General features: G+C 69.5%; 24 protein-coding genes. 8 read left to right on the top strand and 16 right to left on the bottom strand.

Annotation, left to right across the window (positions count from 1 at the left end):
• The first annotated feature begins 97 nt into the window (after positions 1-97).
• Positions 98-1,831, top strand: a complete 1,734-nt coding sequence (gene poxB / locus MFF21_RS12955; protein ID WP_238311534.1) for a ubiquinone-dependent pyruvate dehydrogenase — start codon at positions 98-100, stop codon at positions 1,829-1,831.
• Positions 1,832-1,910: 79 nt separating this feature from the next.
• On the opposite strand, the gene MFF21_RS12950 is transcribed toward poxB, so the two are convergent.
• From MFF21_RS12950 to MFF21_RS12940, 3 genes are read right to left on the bottom strand one after another with little or no spacing between them, the layout of a single operon-like run.
• Positions 1,911-3,695 (bottom strand): long-chain-acyl-CoA synthetase, encoded by a 1,785-nt coding sequence (locus tag MFF21_RS12950; RefSeq protein WP_238311533.1) that lies wholly within the window; start codon positions 3,693-3,695, stop codon positions 1,911-1,913.
• Positions 3,696-3,711: 16 nt separating this feature from the next.
• The gene (metA, locus tag MFF21_RS12945; RefSeq protein ID WP_238311532.1) at positions 3,712-4,707 is read right to left on the bottom strand and encodes a homoserine O-succinyltransferase MetA; all 996 of its coding nucleotides are present in this window, start codon (positions 4,705-4,707) and stop codon (positions 3,712-3,714) included.
• A 57-nt stretch (positions 4,708-4,764) separates the two neighbouring features.
• Positions 4,765-6,057 (bottom strand): O-acetylhomoserine aminocarboxypropyltransferase/cysteine synthase family protein, encoded by a 1,293-nt coding sequence (locus MFF21_RS12940; protein ID WP_238311531.1) that lies wholly within the window; start codon positions 6,055-6,057, stop codon positions 4,765-4,767.
• A 435-nt stretch (positions 6,058-6,492) separates the two neighbouring features.
• On the opposite strand from MFF21_RS12940, the gene MFF21_RS12935 reads away from it, so the two are divergent.
• The gene (locus MFF21_RS12935) at positions 6,493-6,942 is read left to right on the top strand and encodes a cupin domain-containing protein (protein WP_238311530.1); all 450 of its coding nucleotides are present in this window, start codon (positions 6,493-6,495) and stop codon (positions 6,940-6,942) included.
• 91 nt (positions 6,943-7,033) lie between these two features.
• Positions 7,034-7,900 carry a branched-chain amino acid aminotransferase gene (locus tag MFF21_RS12930; protein ID WP_238311529.1) on the top strand — a complete coding sequence of 289 codons (867 nt, stop codon included), beginning with the start codon at positions 7,034-7,036 and terminating at the stop codon, positions 7,898-7,900.
• Positions 7,901-8,065: 165 nt separating this feature from the next.
• Here MFF21_RS12930 and MFF21_RS12925 read toward each other — a convergent pair whose 3' ends face one another.
• On the bottom strand, positions 8,066-9,751 hold the full coding sequence (locus MFF21_RS12925) for a thiamine pyrophosphate-binding protein (protein ID WP_238311528.1): 1,686 nt from the start codon (positions 9,749-9,751) through the stop codon (positions 8,066-8,068).
• A 147-nt stretch (positions 9,752-9,898) separates the two neighbouring features.
• Positions 9,899-10,801: a hypothetical protein gene (locus tag MFF21_RS12920; RefSeq protein ID WP_238311527.1), complete on the bottom strand. Its 903-nt coding sequence runs from the start codon at positions 10,799-10,801 to the stop codon at positions 9,899-9,901.
• A gap of 227 nt (positions 10,802-11,028) precedes the next feature.
• On the opposite strand from MFF21_RS12920, the gene MFF21_RS12915 reads away from it, so the two are divergent.
• Positions 11,029-12,423: an MATE family efflux transporter gene (locus tag MFF21_RS12915; RefSeq protein WP_238311526.1), complete on the top strand. Its 1,395-nt coding sequence runs from the start codon at positions 11,029-11,031 to the stop codon at positions 12,421-12,423.
• 74 nt (positions 12,424-12,497) lie between these two features.
• Entirely contained in the window at positions 12,498-13,022 is a 525-nt protein-coding gene (locus MFF21_RS12910; RefSeq protein WP_238311525.1) for a flavin reductase family protein, read from the top strand.
• Between the two features lie 67 nt (positions 13,023-13,089).
• Here MFF21_RS12910 and MFF21_RS12905 read toward each other — a convergent pair whose 3' ends face one another.
• From MFF21_RS12905 to MFF21_RS12870, 8 genes are all read right to left on the bottom strand, one after another.
• Positions 13,090-14,463, bottom strand: coding sequence for a glycosyltransferase (locus tag MFF21_RS12905; protein ID WP_238311524.1), 1,374 nt, complete (start codon positions 14,461-14,463; stop codon positions 13,090-13,092).
• A gap of 13 nt (positions 14,464-14,476) precedes the next feature.
• Positions 14,477-15,160: an FkbM family methyltransferase gene (locus MFF21_RS12900; RefSeq protein WP_238311523.1), complete on the bottom strand. Its 684-nt coding sequence runs from the start codon at positions 15,158-15,160 to the stop codon at positions 14,477-14,479.
• A gap of 195 nt (positions 15,161-15,355) precedes the next feature.
• Positions 15,356-16,090 carry an SDR family NAD(P)-dependent oxidoreductase gene (locus MFF21_RS12895; RefSeq protein WP_238311522.1) on the bottom strand — a complete coding sequence of 245 codons (735 nt, stop codon included), beginning with the start codon at positions 16,088-16,090 and terminating at the stop codon, positions 15,356-15,358.
• Positions 16,090-17,457: a class I adenylate-forming enzyme family protein gene (locus MFF21_RS12890; RefSeq protein ID WP_238311521.1), complete on the bottom strand. Its 1,368-nt coding sequence runs from the start codon at positions 17,455-17,457 to the stop codon at positions 16,090-16,092. The genes MFF21_RS12895 and MFF21_RS12890 overlap by 1 nt, the downstream gene beginning before the upstream one ends.
• 4 nt (positions 17,458-17,461) lie before the next feature.
• Positions 17,462-17,713, bottom strand: coding sequence for an acyl carrier protein (locus tag MFF21_RS12885; RefSeq protein ID WP_238311520.1), 252 nt, complete (start codon positions 17,711-17,713; stop codon positions 17,462-17,464).
• Positions 17,710-18,699: an alpha/beta hydrolase gene (locus MFF21_RS12880; RefSeq protein WP_238311519.1), complete on the bottom strand. Its 990-nt coding sequence runs from the start codon at positions 18,697-18,699 to the stop codon at positions 17,710-17,712. The genes MFF21_RS12885 and MFF21_RS12880 overlap by 4 nt, the downstream gene beginning before the upstream one ends.
• Positions 18,700-18,727: 28 nt before the next feature.
• Positions 18,728-19,660 carry an amino acid--[acyl-carrier-protein] ligase gene (locus tag MFF21_RS12875; protein WP_373325002.1) on the bottom strand — a complete coding sequence of 311 codons (933 nt, stop codon included), beginning with the start codon at positions 19,658-19,660 and terminating at the stop codon, positions 18,728-18,730.
• A gap of 25 nt (positions 19,661-19,685) precedes the next feature.
• Positions 19,686-20,888, bottom strand: a complete 1,203-nt coding sequence (locus MFF21_RS12870) for an acyl-CoA dehydrogenase family protein (RefSeq protein ID WP_373325000.1) — start codon at positions 20,886-20,888, stop codon at positions 19,686-19,688.
• 279 nt (positions 20,889-21,167) lie between these two features.
• On the opposite strand from MFF21_RS12870, the gene MFF21_RS12865 reads away from it, so the two are divergent.
• On the top strand, positions 21,168-21,434 hold the full coding sequence (locus MFF21_RS12865) for a phosphopantetheine-binding protein (protein ID WP_238311517.1): 267 nt from the start codon (positions 21,168-21,170) through the stop codon (positions 21,432-21,434).
• Between the two features lie 18 nt (positions 21,435-21,452).
• Here the strand turns inward: MFF21_RS12865 and MFF21_RS12860 are convergent, their stop codons facing one another.
• Positions 21,453-22,460, bottom strand: coding sequence for a zinc-dependent alcohol dehydrogenase family protein (locus MFF21_RS12860; RefSeq protein ID WP_238311516.1), 1,008 nt, complete (start codon positions 22,458-22,460; stop codon positions 21,453-21,455).
• 234 nt (positions 22,461-22,694) lie between these two features.
• Here MFF21_RS12860 and MFF21_RS12855 point away from each other — a divergent pair, with 234 nt between their 5' ends.
• Together MFF21_RS12855 and MFF21_RS12850 are read left to right on the top strand one after the other, a co-directional pair.
• Positions 22,695-23,495, top strand: coding sequence for an inositol monophosphatase family protein (locus tag MFF21_RS12855; RefSeq protein ID WP_238311515.1), 801 nt, complete (start codon positions 22,695-22,697; stop codon positions 23,493-23,495).
• Positions 23,496-23,637: 142 nt separating this feature from the next.
• Complete coding sequence (locus tag MFF21_RS12850; RefSeq protein WP_238311757.1) at positions 23,638-24,183, top strand: adenine phosphoribosyltransferase; 546 nt, start codon at positions 23,638-23,640, stop codon at positions 24,181-24,183.
• A 408-nt stretch (positions 24,184-24,591) separates the two neighbouring features.
• Here MFF21_RS12850 and purQ read toward each other — a convergent pair whose 3' ends face one another.
• Both purQ and purS read right to left on the bottom strand, forming a co-directional pair.
• The gene (gene purQ / locus MFF21_RS12845) at positions 24,592-25,272 is read right to left on the bottom strand and encodes a phosphoribosylformylglycinamidine synthase subunit PurQ (protein ID WP_238311514.1); all 681 of its coding nucleotides are present in this window, start codon (positions 25,270-25,272) and stop codon (positions 24,592-24,594) included.
• Complete coding sequence (purS, locus tag MFF21_RS12840; RefSeq protein ID WP_238311756.1) at positions 25,272-25,514, bottom strand: phosphoribosylformylglycinamidine synthase subunit PurS; 243 nt, start codon at positions 25,512-25,514, stop codon at positions 25,272-25,274. Before purS ends, purQ begins: the two co-directional genes overlap by 1 nt.
• Positions 25,515-25,589: the final 75 nt, after the last annotated feature.

Here is a 25,589-nt window from a genome sequence, read left to right as displayed (position 1 = left end):
CTCATGTGTCGAAAGCATGCCGGCTGTCCGGGTCCGGCGGAGGTTCCGTGCGTTGTCCGGCCAAGCGCGCGGTCGCGCGGGGCACGGAGCCGGACCCATGAGCATCGAGAACGTCGCCGATCTCTTCGTCGAGACCCTGCAGCAGGTCGGCGTGCGCCGGATCTACGGCATCGTCGGCGACAGCCTGAACGGCATCACCGAGGCCGTGCGGGCTCGCGGCGTGATCGAGTGGGTCCATGTCCGCCACGAGGAGGTCGCCGCCTTCGCCGCTTCCGGCGAGGCGCAGGTCACCGGGGAACTCGCCGTCTGCGCCGGCTCCTGCGGCCCGGGCAACCTGCACCTCATCAACGGGCTCTACGACGCGCACCGCTCGCGCACCCCGGTCCTGGCCATCGCCGCCCAGATTCCCTCGGCGGAGATCGGCTCGAACTATTTCCAGGAGACCCATCCGGAAGAGCTCTTCCGCGAGTGCAGCCACTCCTGCGCCCTGGTCTCCGACCCGGCACAGCTGCCCTATGTGCTGGAGACCGCGATCCGCACGGCGGTGGGCCAGCGTGGCGTGGCGGTGATCGTCATCCCCGGCGACGTGGCCCTGCGCCCCGCCCCGAAGCGGGCCGTCGCGGCGCCGCGGAGCCTGCTGCCCAAGGCGCCCGTCACCGTCCCGGCGGAGGACGAGCTCGACCGGCTCGCCGCGCTCCTGAACGGGTCCTCGAAGATCACCCTGTTCTGCGGCCGGGGCTGCGCCGGCGCGCATCCGCTGCTGATGCGGCTCGCCGAGACGCTGAAGAGCCCGATCGTCCATGCCCTCGGGGGCAAGGAGCATGTCGAGCACGACAATCCCTACGATGTCGGCATGACCGGGCTGATCGGGTTCTCTTCGGGCTACGCGGCGATGGAGGCCTGCGAGACCCTGCTGATGCTGGGCACGGATTTCCCCTATCGGCAGTTCTTCCCCGACCACGCCACCATCGCGCAGGTCGATATCCGGCCCGAGAATCTCGGCCGGCGCTGCCGGCTCGACCTCGGCCTCGTCGGCGATGTCGGCACCACCGTCGCGGCGCTCCTGCGCCGGCTCACCCCGAAGCAGGACGACCGCCACCTCAAGGCCTGCCTCGCCCATTATGCCAAGGCCCGCGAGGGGCTGGACGACCTCGCCACCGGCAAAGCCGGCCGCAAGCCGATCCATCCGCAGTACCTGACCAAGGTCCTGAGCGACCTCGCAGGTCCCGACACGGCCTTCACGACTGATGTCGGGACGCCGACGATCTGGGCCGCCCGCTACCTGACGATGACGCCGGGCCGGCGGCTGATCGGCTCCTTCGCCCACGGCTCTATGGCCAATGCCATGGCCCAGGCCATCGGCATCCAGGCAGCGGATCGCAAGAGGCAGGTGGTCTCGCTCTCGGGCGATGGCGGCTTCGCCATGCTGATGGGCGACATCCTCACGCTCACGCAGCAGAAGCTGCCGGTGAAGGTGGTGATCTACAACAACGGCACCCTCGGCTTCGTCGAGATGGAGATGAAGGCCGCGGGCTATCTCGAGACCGGTGTCGCGCTGCAGAACCCGGACTTCGCCGCTATGGCCCGCGCCATCGGTATCCATGCGATCCGGGTCGAGGATCCGGGCGAGCTTGAGGGCGCCGTCCGCGAGGTGCTGGCCCATGACGGACCGGCCCTGCTGGACGTGGTCACCAACCGCCAGGAGTTGTCGATGCCCCCCAAGGTCGAGGCGGCCCAGCTCAAGGGGTTCAGCCTCTACGTGCTGCGCGCCGTGATGAACGGCCGCGGCGACGCGATCCTCGATCTGGCCAAGAGCAACCTGATCCGTTGAGAGGGCCGGCCCCTCATCCCTCGAAGGTGAGGGGCCTGGGCCAACTCGGCTCCTCGATCGGGAGGCCGTCGGGGCTCCCTCAGAGCCGCATCGCGCCTCGGGCGATCGCCGCGAAGGTCGGCCCGTCGAGCGGCCGATAGGCGCCATCGCGGTCGATGTAGAGCGGATCCGCGATCTTCTCCGGATCAAACCCGTCCTCGGCGAGCGCGCCCTTGCGCTGCTTGAAGGTCTCCGTGTGGGCGAAACCCGGCGCGAGGCGCAGGAAGAGCGGGCGGGCATAGGCCGGGAGCCGGGCGGCCAGGGCCGCGTACAGGTCCGCGAGATCGAAATCCGGGTCGGTGGTGAGGGCTGCCATGCCGGCCTTGCCCTCGGCGCCGGGCACGGCGACGCCGTAGACGATGGCCTCGGTCACCCCCGGGCAGCGGCCGAGCGCCTCGGCCACTTCGGTGGTGGCGACGTTCTCGCCCTTCCAGCGGAAGGTGTCGCCGATCCGGTCGACGAAATAGAAGAAGCCCTGCGCGTCCCGCCGCATCAGATCGCCGGTGCGCATCCAGGCGTCTCCCGGCTGCAGGACGTCGCGCAAAACCTTGCGGTCGGTCTCGGTGGCGCTGGTATAGCCCTCGAAGCTGTGCTCGGCCTTGGCCGAAAGGCGGCCGAGCAGCTCGCCCGTCTCGCCCGGATCGGCCGGCACGCAGCGCCCGGCGGCATCGCGCAGCGGCAGGCCCGTCTCCATATCGTGGCGCACGATCAGCGCCGGCGAGCGCCGCGCCATGAAGGGCGGCACCCGCCCCACCGCGCCGACCTTGCCTTCGACATTGTAGAGCGAGACCGTACCCTCGGTCGCCGCGTAGAATTCGAGGATGCGAGGCACTGCGAAGCGTGCCTGGAAGCGCTCCCACACCTCGGGCCGCAAGCCGTTGCCGGTGCAGAGGCGCAGCCGATGCGCGCGCTCCAGAGGGTCGGGGGGCGCCGCGGCGAGGTAGCGGCAGAGCTCGCCGATATACTGGAACAGGGTCGCGCCGCTCTCGACCACGTCCGGCCAGAACCGGCTCGCCGAGAATTTTTCGCGGAGGATGACCGCGCCGCCCCCGAGCAGCACGCTGCCCGGCGCCACCACCCCGCCGACGCTGTGATAGAGCGGCAGGCAATCGTACATCCGGTCGTCGGGCTGCGGATCGATCAGCCCCGCGAACCAATGCGTCCACATCATCACGCGATGGTGGCTCACCCGCGCGGCCTTGGGCAGGCCGGTCGTGCCCGAGGTGTAGATCAGGAGCGCCTCGTCGCGGACCGTGACGGATGGGGCCTCCTCCGCAAGCAAAGGCTCCCCGGAGAAGCCCGCGGCCGCCTCTGCGAGGGCGGGTGTTTCGCCCTCGCCCTGCCACCAGACCGGCGGTGGGGCGTCGAGATGCGGCCGCGCGCTCTCCAGGGCCTCGGCGAGCCCGGTCTCGGCGATCAGGATGCACGGGGCCGCCACCGCGAGGCAATGGGCGAGGCTGCGCTCGCGCAGATGGGCGTTGAGCAACGCCACCCGCAGGCCGACCCGCGTCAGCCCGAGCCAGAGCGCGAGATAGTCCGGCCGGTTGCGCATCAGCAGGGCGACGGTGTCCCCCTGGGCGAGGCCCTGGGCCAGGGCCCAGCGGGCGTAGCGGTTCTGGCGTTCGGACAAGGCGCGGTGGCTCAGAATCTCGTCGGTGCCGATCAGGGCCGGTGCTGCGCCGTGCCGCTCCGCCAGCTCGTCGATCACCCGCGGGAAGATGCGCTCCGGCTGCGCGTCGATGCGCGCGGTGCGTTCGAGCGCGCCGATCCAGCCCGCGGTCGAGGACGGGCGCTGGGAGGGGGGAGAGGCAGGCGAGGCGGCCATGTCGGTCGAGGGAGGCTCAGGCCGTCGCCGCATTGGCCCGGCGCGCCGCCACGCAGGCAAGCCAGTTGCGGAAGAACTGGGCCGCGGGCGCCTGCCAGGTGGCGGGGAGCGGTGGTGCCTCGGCGAGGCCGGGAAAGGCCGAGAACAGGGTCGGGTCGCGCCGGGCCCGCGCCCGCTTCGCGAAGGCTTCGAGGCGGGTGGCGGCCTCCGGCGTGAAGTAGTTCTCCGGCTGCTCCGGGCAGCTCTCCCGCGTACCGTCCAGGAAGCGACCGACATCCCGGCGATACTCGCGGGCAAGCCCGTCCCCGTCATATTCAGGGTGGCCCTGGAGAAAGACGAAGAGGCTGCCGGCGTCCCGCACGAACAGGTCGACGCCGATCGTGTCCGAGCGGCGCAGCACGGTGTAGCCCTGGGCGATCAGATCCGCCTCGTCGAGGTCGTTCCAGCGGGAATGGGGCACCGCCACCGTCTCCGGCAGGCCGGCGAGCAGGGGATGCCCGGCCGTCGTCTGGCAGGCATAGACGCCCGAATACTTGGTCGGGAGCGGCTTGCGGCGGATGCCGTGCAGGTGCAGCACCGCCGCGTGGGCGGCGAGGCAGGAGAACAGGGTCGAGACCGTGTGGCCGGCGGCCCAGTCCACCACCGCGCTCAGGGGTTCGTAGAAGGGCTCCTCCTCCAGCCGGGCGAGCCTCGGCTCGCTTCCGGTGATGACGAGGGCATCGAGGCCGGCGGCCGGAAGTGCCTCGTGCGCGGCGTAATGCGCGTCGCGATGCGCCGCGATCGTGTCGCCCCGGGGCGGGCCGAGGAAGGCGAAGAGCGCAAGGCTCGCCTCTGGACCGATCAGGCGGCGGAACTGCCGCTCGGTCTGCACGAAAGCGGCATCCGGCATGTTGTTCAGGAGCCCGATCTTCAGGGGGCGTGCCGGGACCTCCGCCGTGACCCTCGGCAGAGCCGTGCCGGTGTCATCCTCGCCGGTCGCGGAGGCGGGACGGGGCAGTCCGTGACCCAGCATGGGAGACTCCTGGATGGTTCGCGCGGCTCCGGGGCACTCTCGCTTGCGTAAGAAACCTCAGGCCGTGCGGCCCCTGGTCTCGGCAGCACGCAGCGCCTGGTCGAGGTCCTCGGTGATGTCGTCGATATGCTCGATACCGACGCTGAGCCGGATCATCTCGGGGAAGACACCGGCCAAGCGCTGCTCCTCGCGCGTCATCTGGCGGTGGGTGGTCGAGGCCGGGTGGCAGGCGAGCGACTTGGCATCGCCGATATTCACGAGGCGCTTCACCAGGGTGAGCGCGTCGTAGAACGCCTTCCCCGCTTCGAAGCCGCCATGCACGCCGAAGGTCAGCAGCGACGAGCCCTGGCCGTTCAGGTATTTCTGCGCCATGGCGTGATGCGGGCTGTCCGGGAAGCCGGCATAGTTCACCCAGGCGATGCCGGGATGCGCGCGCAGGAATTCGGCCACCTTGCGCGCGTTCTCCACGTGCCGCTCGACGCGCAGAGCCACGGTCTCGATGCCCTGGAGCAGCAGGAATGCGCTCATGGCCGGCAGCACCGCCCCGGTGGTGCGCTGGTAGACGCTGCGCGCCCGCGCCGCGAAGGCGCCCGGGCCGAAATGATCCGTGTAGACGAGGCCGTGATACGAGACGTCCGGCGTCGAGAACATCGGGAAGCGTCGCGCCTGCGCCGCCCAGTCGAACCGGCCGGAATCGACGATGACGCCGCCCAGGGTGGTGCCGTGGCCGCCCATGAACTTGGTGAGCGAGGCGATGACGATGTCGGCGCCGTATCGGATCGGCCGCATCAGGATCGGGGTCGGCACGGTGTTGTCGACGATCAGCGGTACGCCCCGCTCATGCGCGACGGCGGCGAGCGCTTCGATGTCGCAGATGTTGCCGGCGGGGTTGCCGATCGACTCGCAATAGACGGCGCGGGTGTCGTCGTCGATCAGCGCGGCGATCGCCTCCGGGGCGTCGCTCTCGGCGAAGCGGCACCGGATGCCCTGGCGCGGAAGCACATGGGCGAGCAGCGTGTGGGTGGTGCCGTAGAGCTGCGGCACGGAGACGATGTTGCCGCCATGGTCCGCGAGCGTCGCAATGGCGTAGTGCAGCGCCGCCTGGCCCGTGGCCACGGCCAATGCCGAGTGGCCGCCTTCCAGCTCCGCGACCCGCCGCTCCAGCACCGCGACCGTAGGGTTGGCGATCCGGCTGTAGCGAAAGCCTTCCTCCTCGAGGTTGAACAGGGCCGCGCCGTGGTCGGCGCTGTCGAAGGCGTAGGCCACGCTCTGGTAGATCGGCACCGCCACCGCATGCGTCGTCGGATCGTGCTCGAAGCCGGCATGGACGGCGATGGTTTCGGGACGCATGGGACGATTCGCCTCCGGGCGCAGGGCTCGATGGCCTTCACAGCAAGGCACACACCAGCAGCCGCCGTATCAAATGGAGACGACCGGTTTCGGAAGGTGGTGAAAGGGCGCGGCGCGGGATTTCCCCTACGGAAACGCCCCGCCCGAGGTGAACGTCCTCGCGCGGCAGGCAAGGCTGAGGTCGAAGGCCCCCCGCGCGAATGCGGATTTCCATCCCGCGGTGAAACAGATGTCCCTCAGGGGCACAGGTCAATAATGGCGAAAACAGTACAATCGTGCGGTGCGATCGCAGATTCTCTGTGATCGCGTTAATGATGTGCTTCGCCGGCACTTGTGTTGGGGGAAGATTCCCGCTCTTTCTCGCGAAGCAGCTTTTCGGACGGTTCCGAGCGCTGCCTTCATCCGCAAAGGGGGGTGGCCTTGGCGACGAAACCGATGATTCCTTCCGTGACCTCCGTGGAGTTGAGGTCGGCCCCGATCGAGCCGAGCTGGATCCGCGAGGGGACACCGGTCGCCCGCAACGCGACGCTCTCGCGCAGCGACGACGGTCTCGCCAGCACCCTGGTCTGGGACTGCACGGCGGGCAAGTTCCAGTGGATCTACGAGATCGACGAGACGATCTACTTCCTCGAAGGTTCGGCCACGATCTCCGACGGCCATAATCCGGCCAGGACCTTCGGACCGGGCGACGTGCTGTTCCTGCCCCGCGGTGCGGTGTGCGACTGGCACGTCGAGACCTACGTCAAGAAGGTCGCCTTCTGCCGCCGCACCACGCCCAAGGTCGTCGGCTTCGCCTTGCGCGCGACCGGCCGGATCGGCCGGATGCTGAGGCGCAAGCCCGCCACTGCCGGCGGCTTCCAGATCGGCGCCACCGAGGCGGCCTGATCGGCGATGTCCGCTGCGCCCGGGCCTCTCGGGCGCGGCAGGAGGCCGAAGCCGTCTCGGCTCGGCCGGGCAAGCGTGAGAGAAATGCGCCATGACGGCACCGGACCCGGACACCTGGACCTTTTTCGAGGGCGCCTGGCACCCGGGGAACGTGCGGATCATGGGGCCGCGCACGCATGGCGCCTGGCTCGCCTCCACGGTCTTCGATGGGGCCCGTGCCTTCGAGGGGATGACGCCCGACCTCGACCGGCACCTCGCCCGGGTCAACCGCTCCGCCACGGCCCTGGGGCTCAAGCCCAAGCTGAGCGTCGCGGAATGGGACGCCCTCGTGCGCGAGGGGCTCGCCCGCTTCCCCGACGGGGCCGAGCTCTACATCCGGCCGATGTACTGGGCGGAATCGGGCTTCGCCGGCGGCGTGCGCTTCGATCCCGAGTCCACCAATTGGTGCCTCTGCCTGTATCACGCGCCGATGCCGCTGCCTTCGGGCGTCAAGGCGACGCTCTCCCCCTTCCGCCGCCCCTCGATCGAGGTGGCGCCGGTGGATGCCAAGGCGGGCTGCCTCTACCCCAACGGCGCCCGGGCGCTCACGGAGGCCCTGTCGCGGGGCTTCGGCAACTGCCTGATGCGCGACGGGCTCGGCAACATCGCCGAGTTCGCCAACGCCAACGCCTTCTTCGCCAGGGACGGGGTGGTCTACACACCGGTTCCCAACGGTACCTTCCTCGCCGGCATCACCCGGGCGCGGGTGATCGACCTCCTGCGCGGCGACGGCGTCACGGTGGTGGAGAAGACGCTCGCCTACGCGGACTTCCTCCATGCCGACGAGGTCTTCACCGCCGGCAACTTCGCCAAGGTCGCCCCGGTCATCGGCCTCGACGAGATCCGCTTCGAGCCCGGCCCGCTCTTCCGCCGCGCCCGCCAGCTCTACTGGGACTTCGCGCATCACAGGCTCGGGTGAGGAGGGCGCGGTGGCCGCTCAGGTGAGCGGCACCGCCGTCACGAAGTGAGCCACCGGCTCGTCCTTGCGCAGCAGGTATGAGACTTCGACCGACATCTCCGAGAGGGGAGGGGAGCGGGGATCGGCTTACAAGCGGCGCGCCGAGCCCCCCGCTTCCGGATCGTCTCACCGTACCGCCAGCGCCTTCTCCCGGATCGCGGTGAGCGTCATGCCCGGTGCGATCGCGTCGGTGGACATCTTGAGGTGGATGATCGCGGGCTGATCGGAGGCGCGGGCAGCTTCGAGGGCGGCCGGGAAATCCTCCGTGCGCTCGACCGTGACGCCGAAGCCGCCGAAGGCCCGGGCATAGGCGGCGAAATCCGGGTTCACGAGGTCGGTCGCGCAGACGCGGCCCGGGAAATCCCGCTCCTGGTGCATGCGGATCGTGCCGTAGCTCGCATTGTCCGCGACGATGAAGAGAATGTTGAGCCCGTATTGCACGGCGGTCGCGAATTCCTGGCCGTTCATCAGGAAGTCGCCGTCGCCGTTGAGGGAGACCACCACCCGCTCCGGGTGGAGGCGCTTCATCCCTACCGCCGCGGGCACGCCGTAGCCCATGGAGCCGGAGGTCGGCGCCAGATGGGTGGCGAACCGGCGGAAGCGGTAGAAGCGGTGGATCCAGGCCGCGTAGTTGCCGGCGCCGTTGCAGAGGATCGCGTCCTCGGGCAGCGCCGCGCGCAGATGGACCATCACCGCGCCGAGATTGACCGGGCCCGGCTGCGGCGTCGCCGTCTCGCTCCAGGCGAGGTAGTCCGCATGGGCCGCCCGGGCCTGATCGGACCAGGGCTTCGCGGGGGGCGGCGCGAGCTGCGCCAGGGCGGCAGCCATGCGGGTCGGTGTGGCCACGATTCCGAGATGGGGCACGTAGACCCGTCCGAGCTCCTCCGGCCCCGGATGGATATGGACGAGCCGGGTCCGCGGCCCCGGGATTTCGAGCAGGCTGTAGGTCTGGCTCGCGACCTCGCCGAGGCGGCCGCCGAGGACGATCAGCAGGTCGGCGGCCTTCGCCCGGGCAACGAGCTTCGGATTGGCGGCGAGCCCCAGATCGCCCGCGTAGTTCGGGTGCAGCGGATCGAAGAGCGGCAGCCGGCGATAGCTCGTGGCGACCGGCAGGTCGAAGCGCTCCGCGAAGCTGCGGATCTCCGCATAGGCCTGTGCGCTCCAGCGGCTTCCGCCGAGCAGCAGGAACGGGCTCTCCGCCTCCGCGAGAAGGGCGGCGAGCCGCTCCATCTCCTCGGGGCCGGGCGCGGCCTCGACTGGTACGAAGGCGGGCGCCAGCGGTCCCGGCGCGGCCTCCTTCAGCATGTCCTTGGGCAGCGCCACCACCACCGGGCCGGGCCGTCCACCGGTGGCGGCGTGGAAGGCGCGGGAGACATATTCCGGCACCCGGGCGCCCTGGTCGATCTCGGTCGCCCATTTGGCGATCGGCCCGAAGGCGGCGCGGTAATCGACCTCCTGCCAGGCCTCGCGGTCGCGCAGGGAGCGCTCGACCTGCCCGACGAACAGGATCATCGGCGTCGAATCCTGCTGGGCGATGTGGATGCCCGCCGAGGCATTGGTCGCCCCCGGCCCCCGGGTGACGAAGCAGATGCCCGGCCGGCCCGTGGCCTTGCCATGGGCCTCCGCCATCATCGCCGCGCCGCCCTCCTGGCGGCAGACCGTGACATTGATGCCGGAATCGTAGAGCGCGTCGAGCACCGGCAGGAAGCTCTCGCCGGGCACGGTGAAGACGTGGGTCACGCCGTTGACCACGAGCTGGTCGACGAGCGCCTGGGCGGCGCTGCGGGGTCGGGATCCGTCTGTGTCGTGCATGGAGGAGATCCGGTGGGTCGTGGGCGCCGTCCTCGGGAGCCTGCGCGGCGTGTCGGCCGCGAAGCTCCGGCATGGGATGCGTTGCCCGTGCCATCCCGCGCCGCAGAGGCTAGGGCCTCTGCTCGTGACGATTTGCAGAGGGACGCTTCAGGTCCCGATCAGCGCCGCTTCCGTATAAGCGAGGTCGCCCAGCCGGGGCGCCTGCGTGCCGCGAAAATATTTCGGCATGCGGCCGGGCAGGAAGCGGCTGGGCAGGCCCGGCACCGGGCCGTTCGCGTCGAGCACGAGCAGGAACAGGCCGTGGCGTGCGAGCGCACGGCCGATCGCCGGCGACAGGAGCCTCCAGTCGGTCTCTGCCGCGCAATAGATCACCTGGGCGATCGGGAGACGGCCCCGGACCATCCGCCGCGCCACCACGAAGGGATAGGCCTTTCCGCCAGTGAGGCACCAGAAGGCGACGCAGCCGAGCCGCCTGTGATGCTCCATGAGCGCGACCTCGGCCGGGTCGAGGTCGAACGCGCCGTCGGGCGTCTCCCAGAGGACCTCGGCGCCGCCGAACCGCGGCAGCGCCAGGAGCGGGGCGGCCAGCGCGACGCCCTCGTTGTAGCAGACGAAGCCCTGTGCCTTGATGATCGGCGCGGTGTAGCGCTCCGCCGAGATGTTGAGATAGATCACCGAGCGATCGCGCAATGCGGCGCTCACGAGGGTCATGCTGTAGCGGCGATAGCCTTCGGCCACGTACCAGCTCGAGACGCTGCAACGCCGGCCGCCGGCCGCGTAGACCGTCAGCAGGCTTCCGACCAGCCTGTCTCCTTCGGCGAGCACGAAGCCCATTCCGGGCAGGGCTTCCGCCTTTGTCCAGGCGTGGATCCGTTCGAGAGACGCGCGCCAGGATGCCGCGTCGCGGACCGGGAAGCCCTGTGCCAGCAGGAGCGCCAGGGCATCGAGATCCTGCGCCTCGATCTTCCGGCAGCGTACGGAGCGCCGTTGCACCGGATCCGTCGGAGACGGCTTGATGGCATCGGAAAGACCTTCAGCTTGCGTCGTCATGCGTCGCCCTCGTCCGTCCCCGGTCGGCACAACCGTCTCGTTACAGGGACGGATCCCGTGTCGGATCCACACAGTTCGTGCCCTTGAAGGGGGTCTCGAACTTGCTCTTTAGGGGCCGATAAGCGGGCCAATATCGGTTCGGCACGGGGCCCGGGATCCGGTCCTCCGGCAGAACCCCGAGGAACGGGGCGGCGCGAGGAGAGAAAGGCAATGCGGGGCGTCTCGGCATGATCGCGAGTCTGACCGCGTCCGTGCTCGGCCGCCTGTCCGCCAAAGCCTCGGCGGCGGCGGGAGGGCGTGGCGGCTTCGGAAGCCGCTTCGCCGTGATCCTGTCGGGCGAGCTGATCCAGAGCCTGTTCCATTTCGTCCTGAATATCGTGCTCGTGCGGACTCTCAGCCAGCACGATTACGGGCTGTTCGCCATCGTGTTCACCAGCGGCGCGGTGGGCATCGCCTATATCCGCGCCCTCGTCGCGGTGCCGGCGACCCTGTTCCTCTCGCGCAGCCTCGGCCGTCCGGCCGAGCGCGGCTACGACGTGGTGTTCGGCTCGGGCGCCCTCGTCGTGGCCCTCGGCATGGGCCTCCTCGCCGTGGCGGCGCTCGTGCCCGTCATCGGCTCCGGTGCCCTCGCGGCCGGGGCCTTCATCGCCCTCTACGCCTTCCGCAGCTACCTGCGCATCGTGCTGCTCGCCCGGAAGGCCTCTCGGATCGCCGGCCTGAGCGACGCGGTCTATGCCGGCCTCGGCCTGGTCTTCGCGCTGGCGAGCCTGCACGGGAGCGACGTCGTTCTCCTCGACCATGCCTTCCTGTCGCTCGCCCTCGCCCATGCCGCGGGCATCGGCGTGTCCTATCTGGCGCTGCGCCGGCCCCTGCGCTTCACCCTGCGACGCTCGCTCTGGCGGCGCTATCTCGCCCTGTGGCGCACCCTTCTGTGGTCGCTCACCGGCGTCACCAGCATCACCGTGCAGGGGCAGGGGCTGACCCTCGCCTTCGCCACGATCGTCGGGCCGGCGAGCTACGCGCCGATCGCCGCGACCCTGGTGCTGTTCGCGCCCCTGCGCATCCCCACCAACGCGCTCACCAACATGGTGCTCGCCGAGATCACGGCGCTGCTCGCTCAGGGCAGGATGCGCCCCGCCTACTGGATCGTGGTGCGCTCCACCGTGGTGATCGCCGTCGCCTGCCTCGTCTACGGGGCCGCGATGTGGGGGCTTCTGCCCCTGATCGAGCATTCCCTGTTCAAGGGCCGCTTCAGCCACGAGCCCATGAACTGGATCGGCTTCGGCGTGTGGAGCGTGGTGACGATCTCGCTTCTCTACGCCATCCCCCGCGCGTATCTGGAGGCCTCCGCGGCCTTCCGGACCATCGCCTGGGGGGCCATCGCCGCCGCGATCCTCGGTTTCGCGATCATGATCCCGATCCTGCTCACGCGGCCCGCGCCCTTCGCCCTGATGGGCCTGGCGGCGTCCGAACTTGCGACCTTCCTCTGGTCGGCCCGCCATTTCCGGCGCCTCGCCCGCCGCGCCGACCGGCGCGTGCTGGAATCGGTGGCGGCCCTGGCGGAGGCCGAAGCGCCGCATCGCGACGCGGCTCGGCGCCCGGTGCCGGCGGAGGCGCGGTGATGGCCGAGGCGACGACGGGGCGAGGCCCCCTTTCACCGGACGGCTTCGAGGGGACGCGAGCGGAGGACGATGGGATGAACGTTCCGATCAGAGAGATCGCCAATCCGCTCGCGAGCGCGGCGCTGATGAAGATGGCGATGCGCCGCCTGGCCGGGGGCGTCGTGGTCGTCACGGCGGGAACGGGCGAGGAGCGCGTCGGCATGACGGCCACCTCTGCCGTCTCCCTCTCCGTCGACCCGCCGACCATGCTCGTCTGCGTCAACCGCGCCTCGTCGACCTGGCCGGTCATCGCCCGGCGCCGGCATTTCTGCGTGAGCGTCCTCGGCGCCGAGCACCAGGACGTGGCCGAGCGCTTCGCCGGGATCGGCGCCTTGCGCGGTCCCGCCCGCTACGAGGGCGCGGACTGGGTCCCGATGCGCTCGGGCGCCTTCGGCCTCGCCGGCGCGCAGGCGCTGATCGATTGCGAGCTCGACGAGGTGATCGAGCGCCACAGCCACGCGATCCTGCTCGGCGCCGTGCGCGAGGTGCGCCTCGCCCGCGAGGAGGCCGACTCGCTCGTCTACCGCCTCGGCCAGTTCGGAAGCGTGCCGCTGCCTTAGAGACTGGCGGCACGCATCGGCTGAAGAGGGTGAGCGGGCCTCGCTCTCTCTCCCTGGCCGTCCGATGTCATTGACTGGATAAGCGTTTGTAGAACGAGGATTTCTCGGCGAACACGTCGACGCTCATCTTCGCGTCATGGTGGATGTGGGGGCCGCCCATCGAGCCGCCGATTGCCACCATGTTCGCTTGCGGAAACCCGAGGCGCCCAGCCGTGATGAGCGCTTCGTGGACAGGATTGCGAAAGTGTAGCCTGTCGGGCGCGTTTCGAAAGAATCGGGCCTGTCGATCCGGATAGCGGCCGAGTGTCCCGAGCTCATCGCACAGATTGTAACGTGGCAGTGCGTAGGCGTCCGCATCACCGGACGTCGTCAGCTCTGCGAGACGCCGTGCATCGGTCGGCGTGATGAACTCGTCCGCATCGAGCATGAGGATCCACGCACAGGACGAGGGGACCGCCGCAATCGCGGCATTCCGCGCCTGAGCGAAATCGATGAAGGTGATGTGCTCGATATTGTAGGGCACCTTCATATCGCCGAGTGCGGCACGGGCTTGGTCGAGGGTGCCATCGGTCGAGCCTGTATCGACCAGCGTGACGTGGCTTACCAACCCGGCGCAGGAGCGCAGCATCTTCGCAATGCGCCGCTCCTCGTTCTTCACGATGGCCGCCAGGGCGATGGTCGGGCCGGCGAAGGTTTCCGTTGCCGGCTCCGGTGCCGACGGATAGTCGACGCAGAATGGCCAGACTGCCTTGGTGATCAGCAGGTGCCCATCGATGTGGAGGGCATCGCCCCATACGAGCGCTCTGGCGCCGTCGAGTGCATCGCGTAGGGCCGCATCGAAGGGAGGCAGGCAGATCATCGCGCCGACTTCCGGCAGGCTCAGATAGGCGGTTCGCGCCTCTTCCGGCTTCACTGCCCTGAGCACGGCGAGTCCCGGTGTGATCTCGGCTCCGGCGAGGATGTGGAGCAGCATGCGATCCGGAACGGGAACCCGAACCACACCGCTCGGTGACTCCCCGGTTGTCGCGTTGCTCACGACGATGGTCGGGCTCTGCGCGCAGGATGCAAGGAAGCACGCGTATTGCTCCGCCGTCTCGCCACCGAGTGCCAGGACGAGACTTGGAACGGACCTTTCGACCAAGCCTCGCAGGGCCCGCGCGATGTCCCGGGATGCCGGGGCGGATCCCGATGCCTTCTCAGGGACGACACCGAAATGCTTTTCGATGAGCCGGTGTGCGGTTTCGAAGCTCTGCGATGCGGCGGTCTTGGCCATCCGTTCGCGGTCGCGCATGATGCGATATTCTTCGGATTCGAGCAGGCCGTCGCGAAGATGTCGAAGATTGATGCCATGATCCTGCCACCACCTGATCTGCTCAGGCCCATCGGGGTCGCGGAGAAGGATCGTATTGAATGCGCCGATGATCTGTTCGGGCGACAGCATTTGGCTCCGTCTCCTAATTTCTCAGGAAGAAAGCCGAAACGTGCAGCTTCTCGCTCAATCTGTATCCTTGCTGTCCTAGGAACGCGACGATCGGGTGATCGGCAGCCCGCATGAGATCGAGGTCCTCGGCTTCGACGATGACGAGGCGCGGGCGATAGCGATTCCAGTCGTTTCCCTGAAGAACTTTGAGGTCGACACCTTCGACATCGACGGATAGCAGATCGATCGTGCGGCCGGAGGGCATGTGCTCGTCAAGCAGCTCGCGTAGCGGTCGCGTCGTGATCTGTTCACTTGAGACGATGTCCCATCGGGAGGCGTAGAAAGCCTTCTTTTCCGCGGAGATGGTGTTGACGGCGGTATCATTGAAACGGTTGAAAACGACGCTTTCGGATTTGTCGGAAACGAAAGCAGGGATATTTATATCCTCGGGGCGCTCAATTTCGAAAAGCTTTATGAGGTTCGGGTCGCCCTCAATGTTGATGCCGCGCCAGCCTTTTTTGTATAACAGATAGGTATTTGACAGCCTCTTCGGATGGTGCGCGCCCACGTCGACATAAAAACCAGGATCTGTTTTTCCGTGAAATATAATATCTATTAAAAGATCTTCGCCAAACTGAGAGTAAGATATATAGGCGTGAGGATTGAGTGCGAGTTCTATGATATGCTTTGCTCGGTCAAATTCCTCACCGACATGCATCGCAAATGCCTCGCGTGGTCTGGCTGCATTCGATCTTTAGCGAAGCCGGACTTAGCCTGAGGCCGCTCGTGAAGTCCACTCCAAACACTCATTTTGGGTTGAGTGTTTGCGCAATTCGCATCTCAGGGTGGAGGTGGTGCGGCGTGTTGCCGAGACGGCTGCGTGCCGGGCTTCGAGTCTTGAGACCGAATTCTCTCAAGCCGTGCTGCCCGCATCCACCGTCAGCACCGTGCCGGTCACGTTCCGGGCCTTGTCGGACATCAGGTAGGCGACGGCATGGGCCACGTCCTCCGGGGCCGGCAGGCGGCGCAGGGCGCTGCGCTTGGCGACGCGGTCGCGCTCGGCTTCGTCTATGCCCTCCGTCATCGCCGTCTCGATGAAGCCCGGGGCGACGGCGTTCACGGTGACGCCGAGGCGGCCGACCTCGCGGGAGAGGGACCGGGTGAAGCCGATCATTGAGGCCTTGGTCGCGGCATAGACCGACAGGGCGTTGTAGCCGGTGAAGGCGATGATCGAGCTGACATTGACGATGCGGCCGGCGCCCGCTGCCATCATCCCCCGCGCCACGTATTTCGTGAGCAGCATCGGGGCGAGGGTGTTGAGCGTGACCAGCTCGGCGATCTCCCGGTCGGGCATGGTCGCGAGCAGCCCGGGCGTGCCGATGGCGGCGTTGTTGACGAGGCCGTAGATCGGCCCGTGCTCGGCCCGGATGCGGCGCACCAGCGGCTGCAGCGCCTCGGTCTGGCCGAGGTCGCAGGCCGTGAAATGCATCGCCCCGCTTTCCGCCTGCGCCGCCGCCGCCTCGAAGGCGTCCGAGGCGCGGCGGGCCACGGCGACGGCGCGGAAGCCGTCCGCGGCCAGCGCCGAGGCGATGGCGAGGCCGATGCCCCGGCTCGCCCCGGTGACGATGACGGTGCGGCGCTCGCTCATCAGGGTCTCCGCAGCAGCTTGCCGCCGGAGGAGAGCGGCAGGTCGGGCACGAACCGCACGCTCACCGGCACCTTGTGCTTGGCGAGGTGGGGCCGGCAATGGGCGATGATGGCGCTCTTCAGCGCGGCCGGGTCCGTCGCCGCGGCCGAGGGCTCGCGCAGGACCACCTCCGCCTCGACCACGGCGCCGAGGATCGGGTTCGGCCGTGCCCGCACCCGGGACATCGAGACCTGCGGATGGCCGTTGATGACGGTCTCGACCTCTTCCGGCTGGACCTTGGCACCGCCGACATTGATCACGCCGCTGCGCCGGCCGAGGAAATAGTAGCGCTCGCCCCGTCTCTCCACGAGGTCGCCGGTATCGACGAAGGCCTCCGCGTCGGTGAGGGGTGCGGCCTCGGCGCCGAGATAGCGGCGGCCGGTACGCTTCGAGCGCACATGCAGGCTGTCCTCGCGCACCACGATCTCGATGCCGGCCCGCTCGCCGATCAGGCTCGCGGGGAAGCCCTCGCGCCCGTCCTCGACGGTGAAGCCGACGCCGCCCTCCGTCGAGGCATAGGCATGGGCGATCCGCGCTTCGGGGAAGGCGGCGCGGAGTAGGTCGAGGATCGCTTGGTCGGCGATCTCCCCCGACAGGCGCACGTAGCGCGGCGCGAGCCGGGGCAGGGCGGCGCTCATCAGGGCGAGGCGCCAATGCGAGGGCGTGCCCAGGATGTGCGTGACGCCCGCCTCCGCCGCCCGCAGGATGAAGTCGCGCACCGGCTCCTCCGCATCGGAGAGGACGAGCGGGGCGGGGCCGAGGATCGCCCGCAGGAAGATCTGCAGGCCGCCATAGCGGCGAATGTCGTAGAAGGTGGTCCAGACCGTGCCGGGATCGGGCACGGCCGCGGTGTTGATGCCGCCGGCGAGCCCTTCGAGCGTGTGGGCGACGAGCTTGGGCGCGCCGGTCGTGCCCGATGTGGTCAGCACCCATTCCGTGGGCTGCGGCGTCTCCACCTCCGGGGCGAGGGCGGCCTCCGCCGCCTCGAGGCAGGGCAGGGCACCGAGCGCCTCCGGGTGGGCGTAGTCCGCGTCGGTGACGCAGAGGTCGATCTCGGCATCGGCCAGGATCCGGGCGATCTGGTCTCCCGGCAGGCCGGGGGGCACCAGCACCATCCGCCGCACCAGCCCGTCGAGGGCGAGCATCGCCCGCGCCGAAGCCATCTGGCCGCCGGTCGCCAGCAGCACCGAGCGTCCGGCGAGCGTCGCGCCGAGATCGGCCCGGCGGGGCGCATCCAGGATCGCGCGCAGGGGGCGCCGCCCGTGCCGGTCCGCCAGGAACAGGCCGTCGAGGCTCGCCGCGCGCCGCAGGCCGTCGCGGAGGAACATGGCTTCAGGCCGCCGCGGCGGCGCGGTCGTAGAGCGCGACGAGATCGCCGACCGTGACCGGCAGGTCCGCCACCTCGACCTCGCTGAACGGATCGATGCCGATGCGGTCCTCCATCCGGGCGACGAGGAGGGCGAAGCAGAGCGAATCGAAGTCGGTATCGAGCAGCACGAGATCGTCGGTGATCGGCGGCATCGTCTTGTCGTTGTCGCGGGTGATCGCCTCGATCTCGGCGACGATGGTCGAACGCAGGCTCATGATGCTCTCCGTTGGCTCGGGCGATCGCCGAGGTCGGGCCGCGCCGCGGATGCGCCGCGCAGCAGAGGGCCGAACCCGCTTCCGATCTCGGTCAGGATGGTTTGCGATTTCGGCACCAGGCGGCCGAGACCGTAGAAGAAATGGATCATGCCCGCATGGCAGGCATAGGTCGCGGGGATTCCGGCCCGGGTCAGGCGTTCCGCATAGGCCGCGCCGTCGTCGCGGACGATGTCGAATTCCGCCGTGTGGATCTGGGCCGGGGGCAGGCCGGAGAGGTCCGGCTCCAGCAGCGGCGAGACCCGCGGATCCTCCGCGCGTCCGGCGACGCCGCAGGCCGCCATGTCCGCCCGCACCGTGCGCCCGTCGAGGAAGTAGCCCTCCTCGAAGTCGCGGTGGGAGGATGTGGCGCAGCGCAGGTCGAGCACCGGGCAGATCAGGAGCTGCGCGGCGATGGCCGCAGCGGTGCCCCGCAGCTCCTGGGCGACCCGGGCGGCGAGGCCGGCCCCGGCGGAATCGCCGCCGATGGCGAGGCGCGCCGGGTCGATGCCGAAGGCGCCGGCCGTGCCGGCGACATGGGCGAAGGCGGCGATCGCGTCCTCGAGCCCCGCGGGGAAGGGGTGCTCGGGGGCGAGCCGATAGGCCACGGAGACGATCCGGCAGCCGGCGGCGGCCGCGAGGCCCCGGCAGATCCCGTCATGGGTGTCGAGGTCCCCCGCCACCAGCCCGCCCCCATGGAAGAAGACGAGGCCGGGGCCCGTCGCCTCCGCCTCGGCGGGGACGTAGAGCCGCGCCGCGCAGGGCCCCGCGGGCAGGGGCAGCGCCCGGGCGGAGGCCTCGACCGGCGGAAGCGCCCCGGCCGCGAGCCGGGCCAGCACGCGCAGGCTCTCCCGGCGGCCGGCGACGTCGCCGGCTCCGGTCTCGCTCTTCGCCATGACGCCCATGGCCATCATGTCGAGGAAGCGCCTGACGTGCGGGTCGAGGGGCATCACGCGTCCACGCGCCGGCGGGGCCGGGTCAGAGGGACAGGGCGGCGCGGACGGAGGCCGGCCAGGCCGCGATCTCGGCCCCGTGGGTCGCGAACAGGGCCACGGCGAGGCGGTCCATGCCGAAGGCGACGCAGCCGGTATGGGCCGGCTCGCCATCGGCGTGGCGCAGGTCCCAGGTCGTGCCGAAATGCTCGCGGTGATAGTTGAAGCTCATGCAGGCGGTGCCCGCCGCCTCGCCCCGCAGGGGCACCAGCAGCTCGAACTTCAGGGCCGCCTCGAGCTGGCTGAAGGCCTTGATCTGGCCGAGCCGGCCGAAGAACGGGTCGCTCGCCTGCTCGACCGTGTAGGGAAGCCCGAGCTGGTCGGCGAGCGCCGTCGCCTTGACGATCCAGCGCTCGCGGAACGCGGCCACCTGCTCCGGCGTGCCGATGGTGACGTATTCGCGCATCCGGAAGGATTGCAGCCGGTCGAGATGCCGGGAGGGCTCCCGGCGGAAGCAGTCGCAGGCCACGTCGAAGCGGTAGCCGGCTTCCGGCACCGGCCCGCGGGCGGCGGCGATCGGATAGACCGGGTAGCAGGCGGCCGGGGTGAGCACGAGGTCGGCGGTGGTCAGCCCGCTCGTCCAGTCGCCGCCGGTGGCGTGGCGGTCGGCGATGGCCAGGATCTCCTGCTCCGTGCCGTCGAGACAGGAGACGCAGCCGAGCAGGTTCGGGAAGCTCTTGAGATAGCCGTGCCGTTCCAGATGCGCCCGGCTCATCACGGGGGGGAAGCGGAACACCTCCGTCTCCGCCTCGCGCTTCGCCGAGATCAGCGCGGCCAGCGCCTCCACCACGGATTCGTAGGCGCCCGTGCGCGCATAGACGCCCTGGGCGTCCATCGGCCGGAACATCGCGTCGAACAGCGCGTCGAGGGGATCCTGCTTCGGGGGCGCCGCCGGGGCGCCCGTGACGGACATGTTCACGGTCGTCGATCCTCGCGGGAAGGGCTCAATCGTTCAGGGAGTCCGCGACGGGGGCCATCAGAGTGGCGGTCGCGAGATTGGCCAGGATGCGGTCGTTGTGGATCATGAGCGGCGCGGAGAGGAGGTCGCGCAGGTGGCGACCGATGCTGAACGGGCCGTCCTCCCGGTAGCCGGCGAGCCCGTTGGCGCGCAGGGCGCTCATCGCGGTCGCGACGGCGAGCTCCGAGACCTCGACCTTGAGCATCGTGATCGCCGTCTGGAAATCCAAGGCCGAGAGGGCGGCAGGGTCCCCGGTCGCGGCGTCGAAGCGGTCGAGGGCCTGGCCGATCAGGGCACGGGCCTGCTTCAGGCTCGAGACGGCGCGGGCATAGTGCAGGGCGCCCGGCGGCGCGGCGCCGCCGGCCCCGCGCATGGCCGTGCGCGTGAAGGCCTGGGCCTTGTCCAGCGTGCAGGCGGCGATGCCGCTCCAGACGCTCGACCACAGGATATGGGAGACCGGCGTCATGGTCTGGCCGTGGATGTCGGCGTAGCGGGCGGCGAGCACCTGTTCGGGGCGTCCCCGGGCGAGCAGGCGGAAGCCGCTGCTGCAGGTGCCGCGCATGCCCAGGGTCTGCCAGCCGCTCAGGTGCTCCAGGCTGTAATCCGCCTTCAGGAAGACGCAGAGCACCTGGTCGGAGGGGGCGGAATCCGGCGTCCGGCGGGCCACGGTGACGACCCCATCGGCCTCGGCGCCGTAGGAGATGACCGTCGCGGCCCGGTCGAGGCGGATGCCGTCGCCCTCCGGCTCGATCGCGGCGGTCGAGACTCGGACATTGCCGCCGTTGTTGCCCTCGGTGGTCGAGGAGGCCATCAGCCACTGCTCGCTGGCGATGCGGCGCATCACGCTCTCGCGCCAGGGTTCGCCGCGCCCGTGGCGCACGAGGCAGGCGACCTTGGTCTGATGCATCGCGAAGATCATCGCCGCCGAGGCACAGGCGCGGCCCAGCGCGTAGCAGACATCGGCGAGCGCGCGGATCGAGCTTCCCTCGCCGCCGAGGTCCGGGGGAATCGCCGCGCCGAGCAGGCGCTGGGCCCGCATTGCCTCGACCGCCTCCGCGGGGAAGCGGCCGTCCCGGTCGACGGCAGCGGCATGGCGTGCCGCGATCGCCGCCACCGCGTCCGCCCGGCTCCGCAGGTCGGCCGCCGCAGCCTCCGGCCCCGGCGATGTCGCTCTCTGCTGCATCGTCATGGTCGCGCTCGAAATTTTTGCGATCCTGTTCCGCCGGAGCTGTTTCGCTCGGGGGTTGAACAGTTGGAGAATGACACGAAACCTATATCGGCCCGAAGGGGGCCACGGTAGAATTTTAGGGTAGCGCAAATACGTAGGAAAAACTGCGTAAAATTAACCGTGAATCGATTGGGGTTAAAGAATTCGTTGACCATCCCGGGGGCGTGTCCCACCTTGGTCGCCACTACCCTAGTCTATCACGCCGACGTTGACCCGACGCGCTTTGCCGGACCGTTTCCCATGAGCACGGACATCGCTTCCGCCGACGTGACGGACCGCACCATGGGTCTCGCCCGGGAGATTCTGGCGCAGCAGGCGCGCGACCGGGATTTCCGGCCGGAGGACGCGCTCGTGGATGTCGGCCTGTCCTCCCTCGATCTCGTCAACCTGATGGTGGCGATCGAGGCGGCGTTCGACATCATGATTCCCCCGGCCTACCTCAAGCCGGCCAACTTCTACTCGATCGAGACCATCGCCCGGATGATCGAGGCGGTGAAGGCGCACTGAGCGGGTGCCGGCCCGCCCTCAGATCGTGACGCAGATCTTCCCGAAATGCGCGGCGCTCTCCTCGTAGCGGAAGGCGTCGGCGAGCTCTGAGAGCGGGAAGGTCCGGTCGATCACCGGGTGCAAACCGGTGGCGTCGATGGCGCGGATCATGTCCTGCTGCTCCCGCCGGCTGCCCACCACGAGACCGTGCAGACGCTGCTGGCGCAGCATCAGAGCGGCCGTCGGCACCTGCCCCTCCCAGCCCGTCAGGATCCCGATCAGGGCGATGTGGCCGCCGATCCGGCAGGCGGCGATCGATTGGGCCAGCGTGGCCGGGCCGCCCACCTCGATCACGTGGTCGACGCCGCGACCTTCCGTGAGTTCGATGACCTTGGCGCCCCATTCGGGCTCCCGGCGGTAGTTGATCCCGTGATCGGCCCCCAGCGCACGGGCGCGTTTCAGCTTCGCGTCCGAGGAGGAGGTGGCGATGACGGTCGCGCCCATGGCCTTGGCGAATTGCAGCGCGAAGATCGAGACGCCGCCGGTGCCGAGCACCAGCACGGAATCGCCCGCCTTGAGCCCGCCCTGCGGAACGAGGGCGCGCCAGGCGGTGAGCCCGGCGGTGGTCAGGGTCGCGGCCTCCGCGTGCTCGTAGCCGCGGGGCGCCCGCGTGAACCAGGTCGCCGGCACGCAGACGACCTCGCGGGCATAGCCGTCGATCCCGTCGCCGGGTGTCTTCGAGAAATCGGCGATGGGCGGCGCGCCGTCGCTCCAATGCGGGAAGAAGCACGACACGACGCGGTCGCCCGCGGAGAACTCCTCGACGCCCTCGCCGACCGCCTCCACGATTCCGGCGCCGTCCGACAGGGGGATGCGCCCCTCCGCGGCGGGGATCGCGCCGGTGGCCACGGCGTAATCGTGGAAGTTCAGCGAGCTCGCATGGAGCCGGACGCGGATCGCGCCCGGCCCCGGCTGGCCGGGATCCGCCCGCTCGACGGTCACGAGATTGTCGAGCCCGGCGGGCTGGCGCAGCGTCACGGCTTTCATCGAGGACCTCGGCCTGGAGAGGGGGCGCCGGCCGGACAGGGCCGCCGCCGCGGGACTGCCGGGAAGGATTGGGCGCCGCGCCGGATCGTCCAGTCCGGCGGCGTTTCCGCGCGTCGATCGCGCCGTGGGCTTGCAGGGGATGGCTTGCATTCGCGAAAAGCCGTGGCACCGGGCGCCAAGCCGTATAGAACGCGTGCCAATCCCGTCCCCGACCTGTCTTCGAAAATCTGCCCGATGATCAATTCTCCCCTCATGACCGTGATGGTCGACGCCGTGCGCAAGGCCGCCCGCGGCCTCAAGCGCGATTTCGGCGAGGTCGAGAACCTGCAGGTCTCGCGCAAGGGCCCCGGCAACTTCGTCTCGGCCGCCGACCGCAAGGCCGAGGAGGTGCTGCGCGAGGCCCTGATGAAGGCCCGTCCCGGCTACGGCCTCGTGATGGAGGAGTCCGGCACGATCGAGGGCAGCGACAAGAGCCACACCTGGCATGTCGACCCGCTCGACGGCACCACCAACTTCCTGCACGGCATCCCGCATTTCGCGATCTCGGTCGGACTCGAGCGCGAGGGCCAGATCGTGGCCGGCGTGGTCTACGATCCGATCAAGGACGAGCTGTTCATGGCCGAGCGCGGCAAGGGCGCCTACCTGAACAACCGCCGCCTGCGCGTCTCCGGCCGCACGGATCTGGCCGACGCCCTCGTCGCCTACGGCTCGCCCTATCTCGGCCGCGGCAGCCATCCGCGCCTCCTGCGCGAGGTCGCCGCCGTGATGGCGGTGACCGGCGGAGCGCGCCGCTTCGGTTCGGCCGCCCTCGACCTCGCCTACGTCGCCTGCGGCCGCAACGACCTCTACTGGGAGCGCGACCTGCAGACCTGGGACATCGCCGCGGGTGTGATCCTGGTGCGCGAGGCCGGCGGCTTCGTCAGCAACGCCGATGGCGGCGCCGAGCCGATGGTCGCCCGCTCCGTCGCCTGCGGCAACGAGGTGTTGCACCGGGAGCTGGTGGCGATCCTGAAGAAGGCGAACGCCGCGGCCTGAGGAGTGGGGGTGCCAAGCCGAGCCACGAATGGGTGATCGCTCCGCGCCGCAGGAGCGGCGGCGGCGCATCCGGAAACCCTCTGGCCCTGCGCCGCGCCTTCTGCTCTAACCCCCGGCGCCCGTTTCCCGAAAAGGCCGAATGATGGAAGCCCGCCGCCACAGCGCCCTCAAGGATTCGATCCGCTCGATTCCGGATTACCCGAAGCCGGGCATCGTCTTCCGCGACATCACCACGCTGCTCAGCGACCCGCGCTCCTTCCGCCGGGCGGTGGATTCCCTGGTGCATCCCTTCGCGGGCGGGCGGATCGATCAGGTGGCGGGCATCGAGGCGCGGGGCTTCATCCTCGGGGGAGCCGTGGCGCATCAGCTCTCCTCGGGCTTCGTGCCGATCCGCAAGAAGGGCAAGCTGCCCCACAAGACCGTCTCGACGGCCTATGCCCTCGAATACGGCACCGACGAGATCGAGATCCACGTGGACGCGATCCGCGAGGGCGATCGGGTCATCCTGGTGGACGACCTCATCGCCACCGGCGGCACCGCCACGGCCGCGGTGAACCTGCTGAGGCAGCTCGGCGCCGAGGTGGTCGCGGCCTGCTTTGTGATCGACTTGCCGGAGATCGGGGGCGCCCAGCGCCTGCGCGACCTGGGCGTGACCGTGCGGACCCTGATGGAGTTCGAGGGGCACTGAGCCCTCGCCCGAGGACGGCGCGTCTGCGGTATCCCCGAACCTAGAGCGCTCTCCGCCGAAGTGGGTACCGGTTCGGCGTGAGAGAGCGCGTCACGACACAGGCTTGGAAGCGCTCCCGATGGCAACGCGATCGGAAGCGCTTCCAACGCGCGCCGGCCCCGCCTTCGTCGCTAGGAGCGCGCGTGGGGCAGTCCAGGGGGCTGACCTTGGGGAGAGAAGCGTGCGGGCCGGGTGACCGAGCCCGATCCGGCAGCATGGCGTCCGGGATCGAACCGGTTCCGCCTCGGGATCCGACCTCCGGTTCCAGCCACCTCGGCGGCTCCGGAGGATGGGGGATACGCCCTCGAAGCCTCGCGACCCTGCTTCGGGCCGACGCTCCGGGGCTGTTCGAGGCCCGGTGCGAAAGGCTCAGGCGGCGAGGCTCTGGAACAGGCCGCGCCCGTCCGTGCCGCCGACGAGATCCTCCACGAAGTTCTCGGGGTGCGGCATCATGCCGAGCACGTTGAGCTGCTCGGAGTAGATCCCGGCGATCCCGTTGAGCGAGCCGTTGATGTTGGCGTTCTCGGTCACGCCGCCGGCGGCATCGCAGTAGCGGAAGGCGACGCGGCCCTCGCCCTCGAGCCGGGCCAGGGTCTCCGGGTCGGCGAAGTAGTTGCCCTCGCCATGGGCCACGCAGACGTCGATCACCTGCCCCTTCGTATAGGCGGTGGTGAAGCGGGTGTCGGCACGCTCCACCCGCAGGGTCTGCCGGTGGCAGAGGAAGCGGCGGTTGACGTTGCGCATCAGCACGCCCGGCAGCAGGCCGGATTCGCACAGGATCTGGAAGCCGTTGCAGATGCCGAGCACGAGGCCACCGCGCGCCGCGTGCGCCCGCACCGCGTCCATGGCCGTGGCCCGGCCGGCGATGGCGCCGCAGCGCAGGTAGTCGCCATAGGAGAAGCCCCCCGGGACCACCGCGAGGTCGGTGCCGGCCGGCAGCGCCGTCTCCGCATGCCAGACCTTGCTGACCTCGGCACCGGCAAGTCGGAGCGCCCGCGCGACGTCGCCGTCGCGGTTCGATCCCGGAAAGACGACGACGGCCGCGCGCATCAGGCGATCTCGATCGAGTAGTTCTCGATGACGGTGTTCGCGAGCAGCTTCTCGCAGGCAGACTTCAGAGTCGATTCTGCGGCGGCGGCGTCCTCCGTCGACAACTCGACGTCGAACACCTTGCCCTGACGCACGCTACCCACGTCTTGGATGCCGAACGAGCGCAGAGCGGCCTCGATCGCCTTGCCCTGCGGATCAAGGACGCCGGTTTTCAGCGTGACGACGATGCGTGCTTTTTTCATTGTACCCGGTGAGCTGCGGTCATCCGCGTTTCGGTTCGATCCCACGCCGATAAAGCGGATCGATGCGGCGAGCAA

The organism is Methylobacterium organophilum, from assembly GCF_022179465.1.
GTDB classification, from domain to species: domain Bacteria; phylum Pseudomonadota; class Alphaproteobacteria; order Rhizobiales; family Beijerinckiaceae; genus Methylobacterium; species Methylobacterium organophilum.
This window is presented reverse-complemented; position numbering and strand designations above follow the sequence as displayed.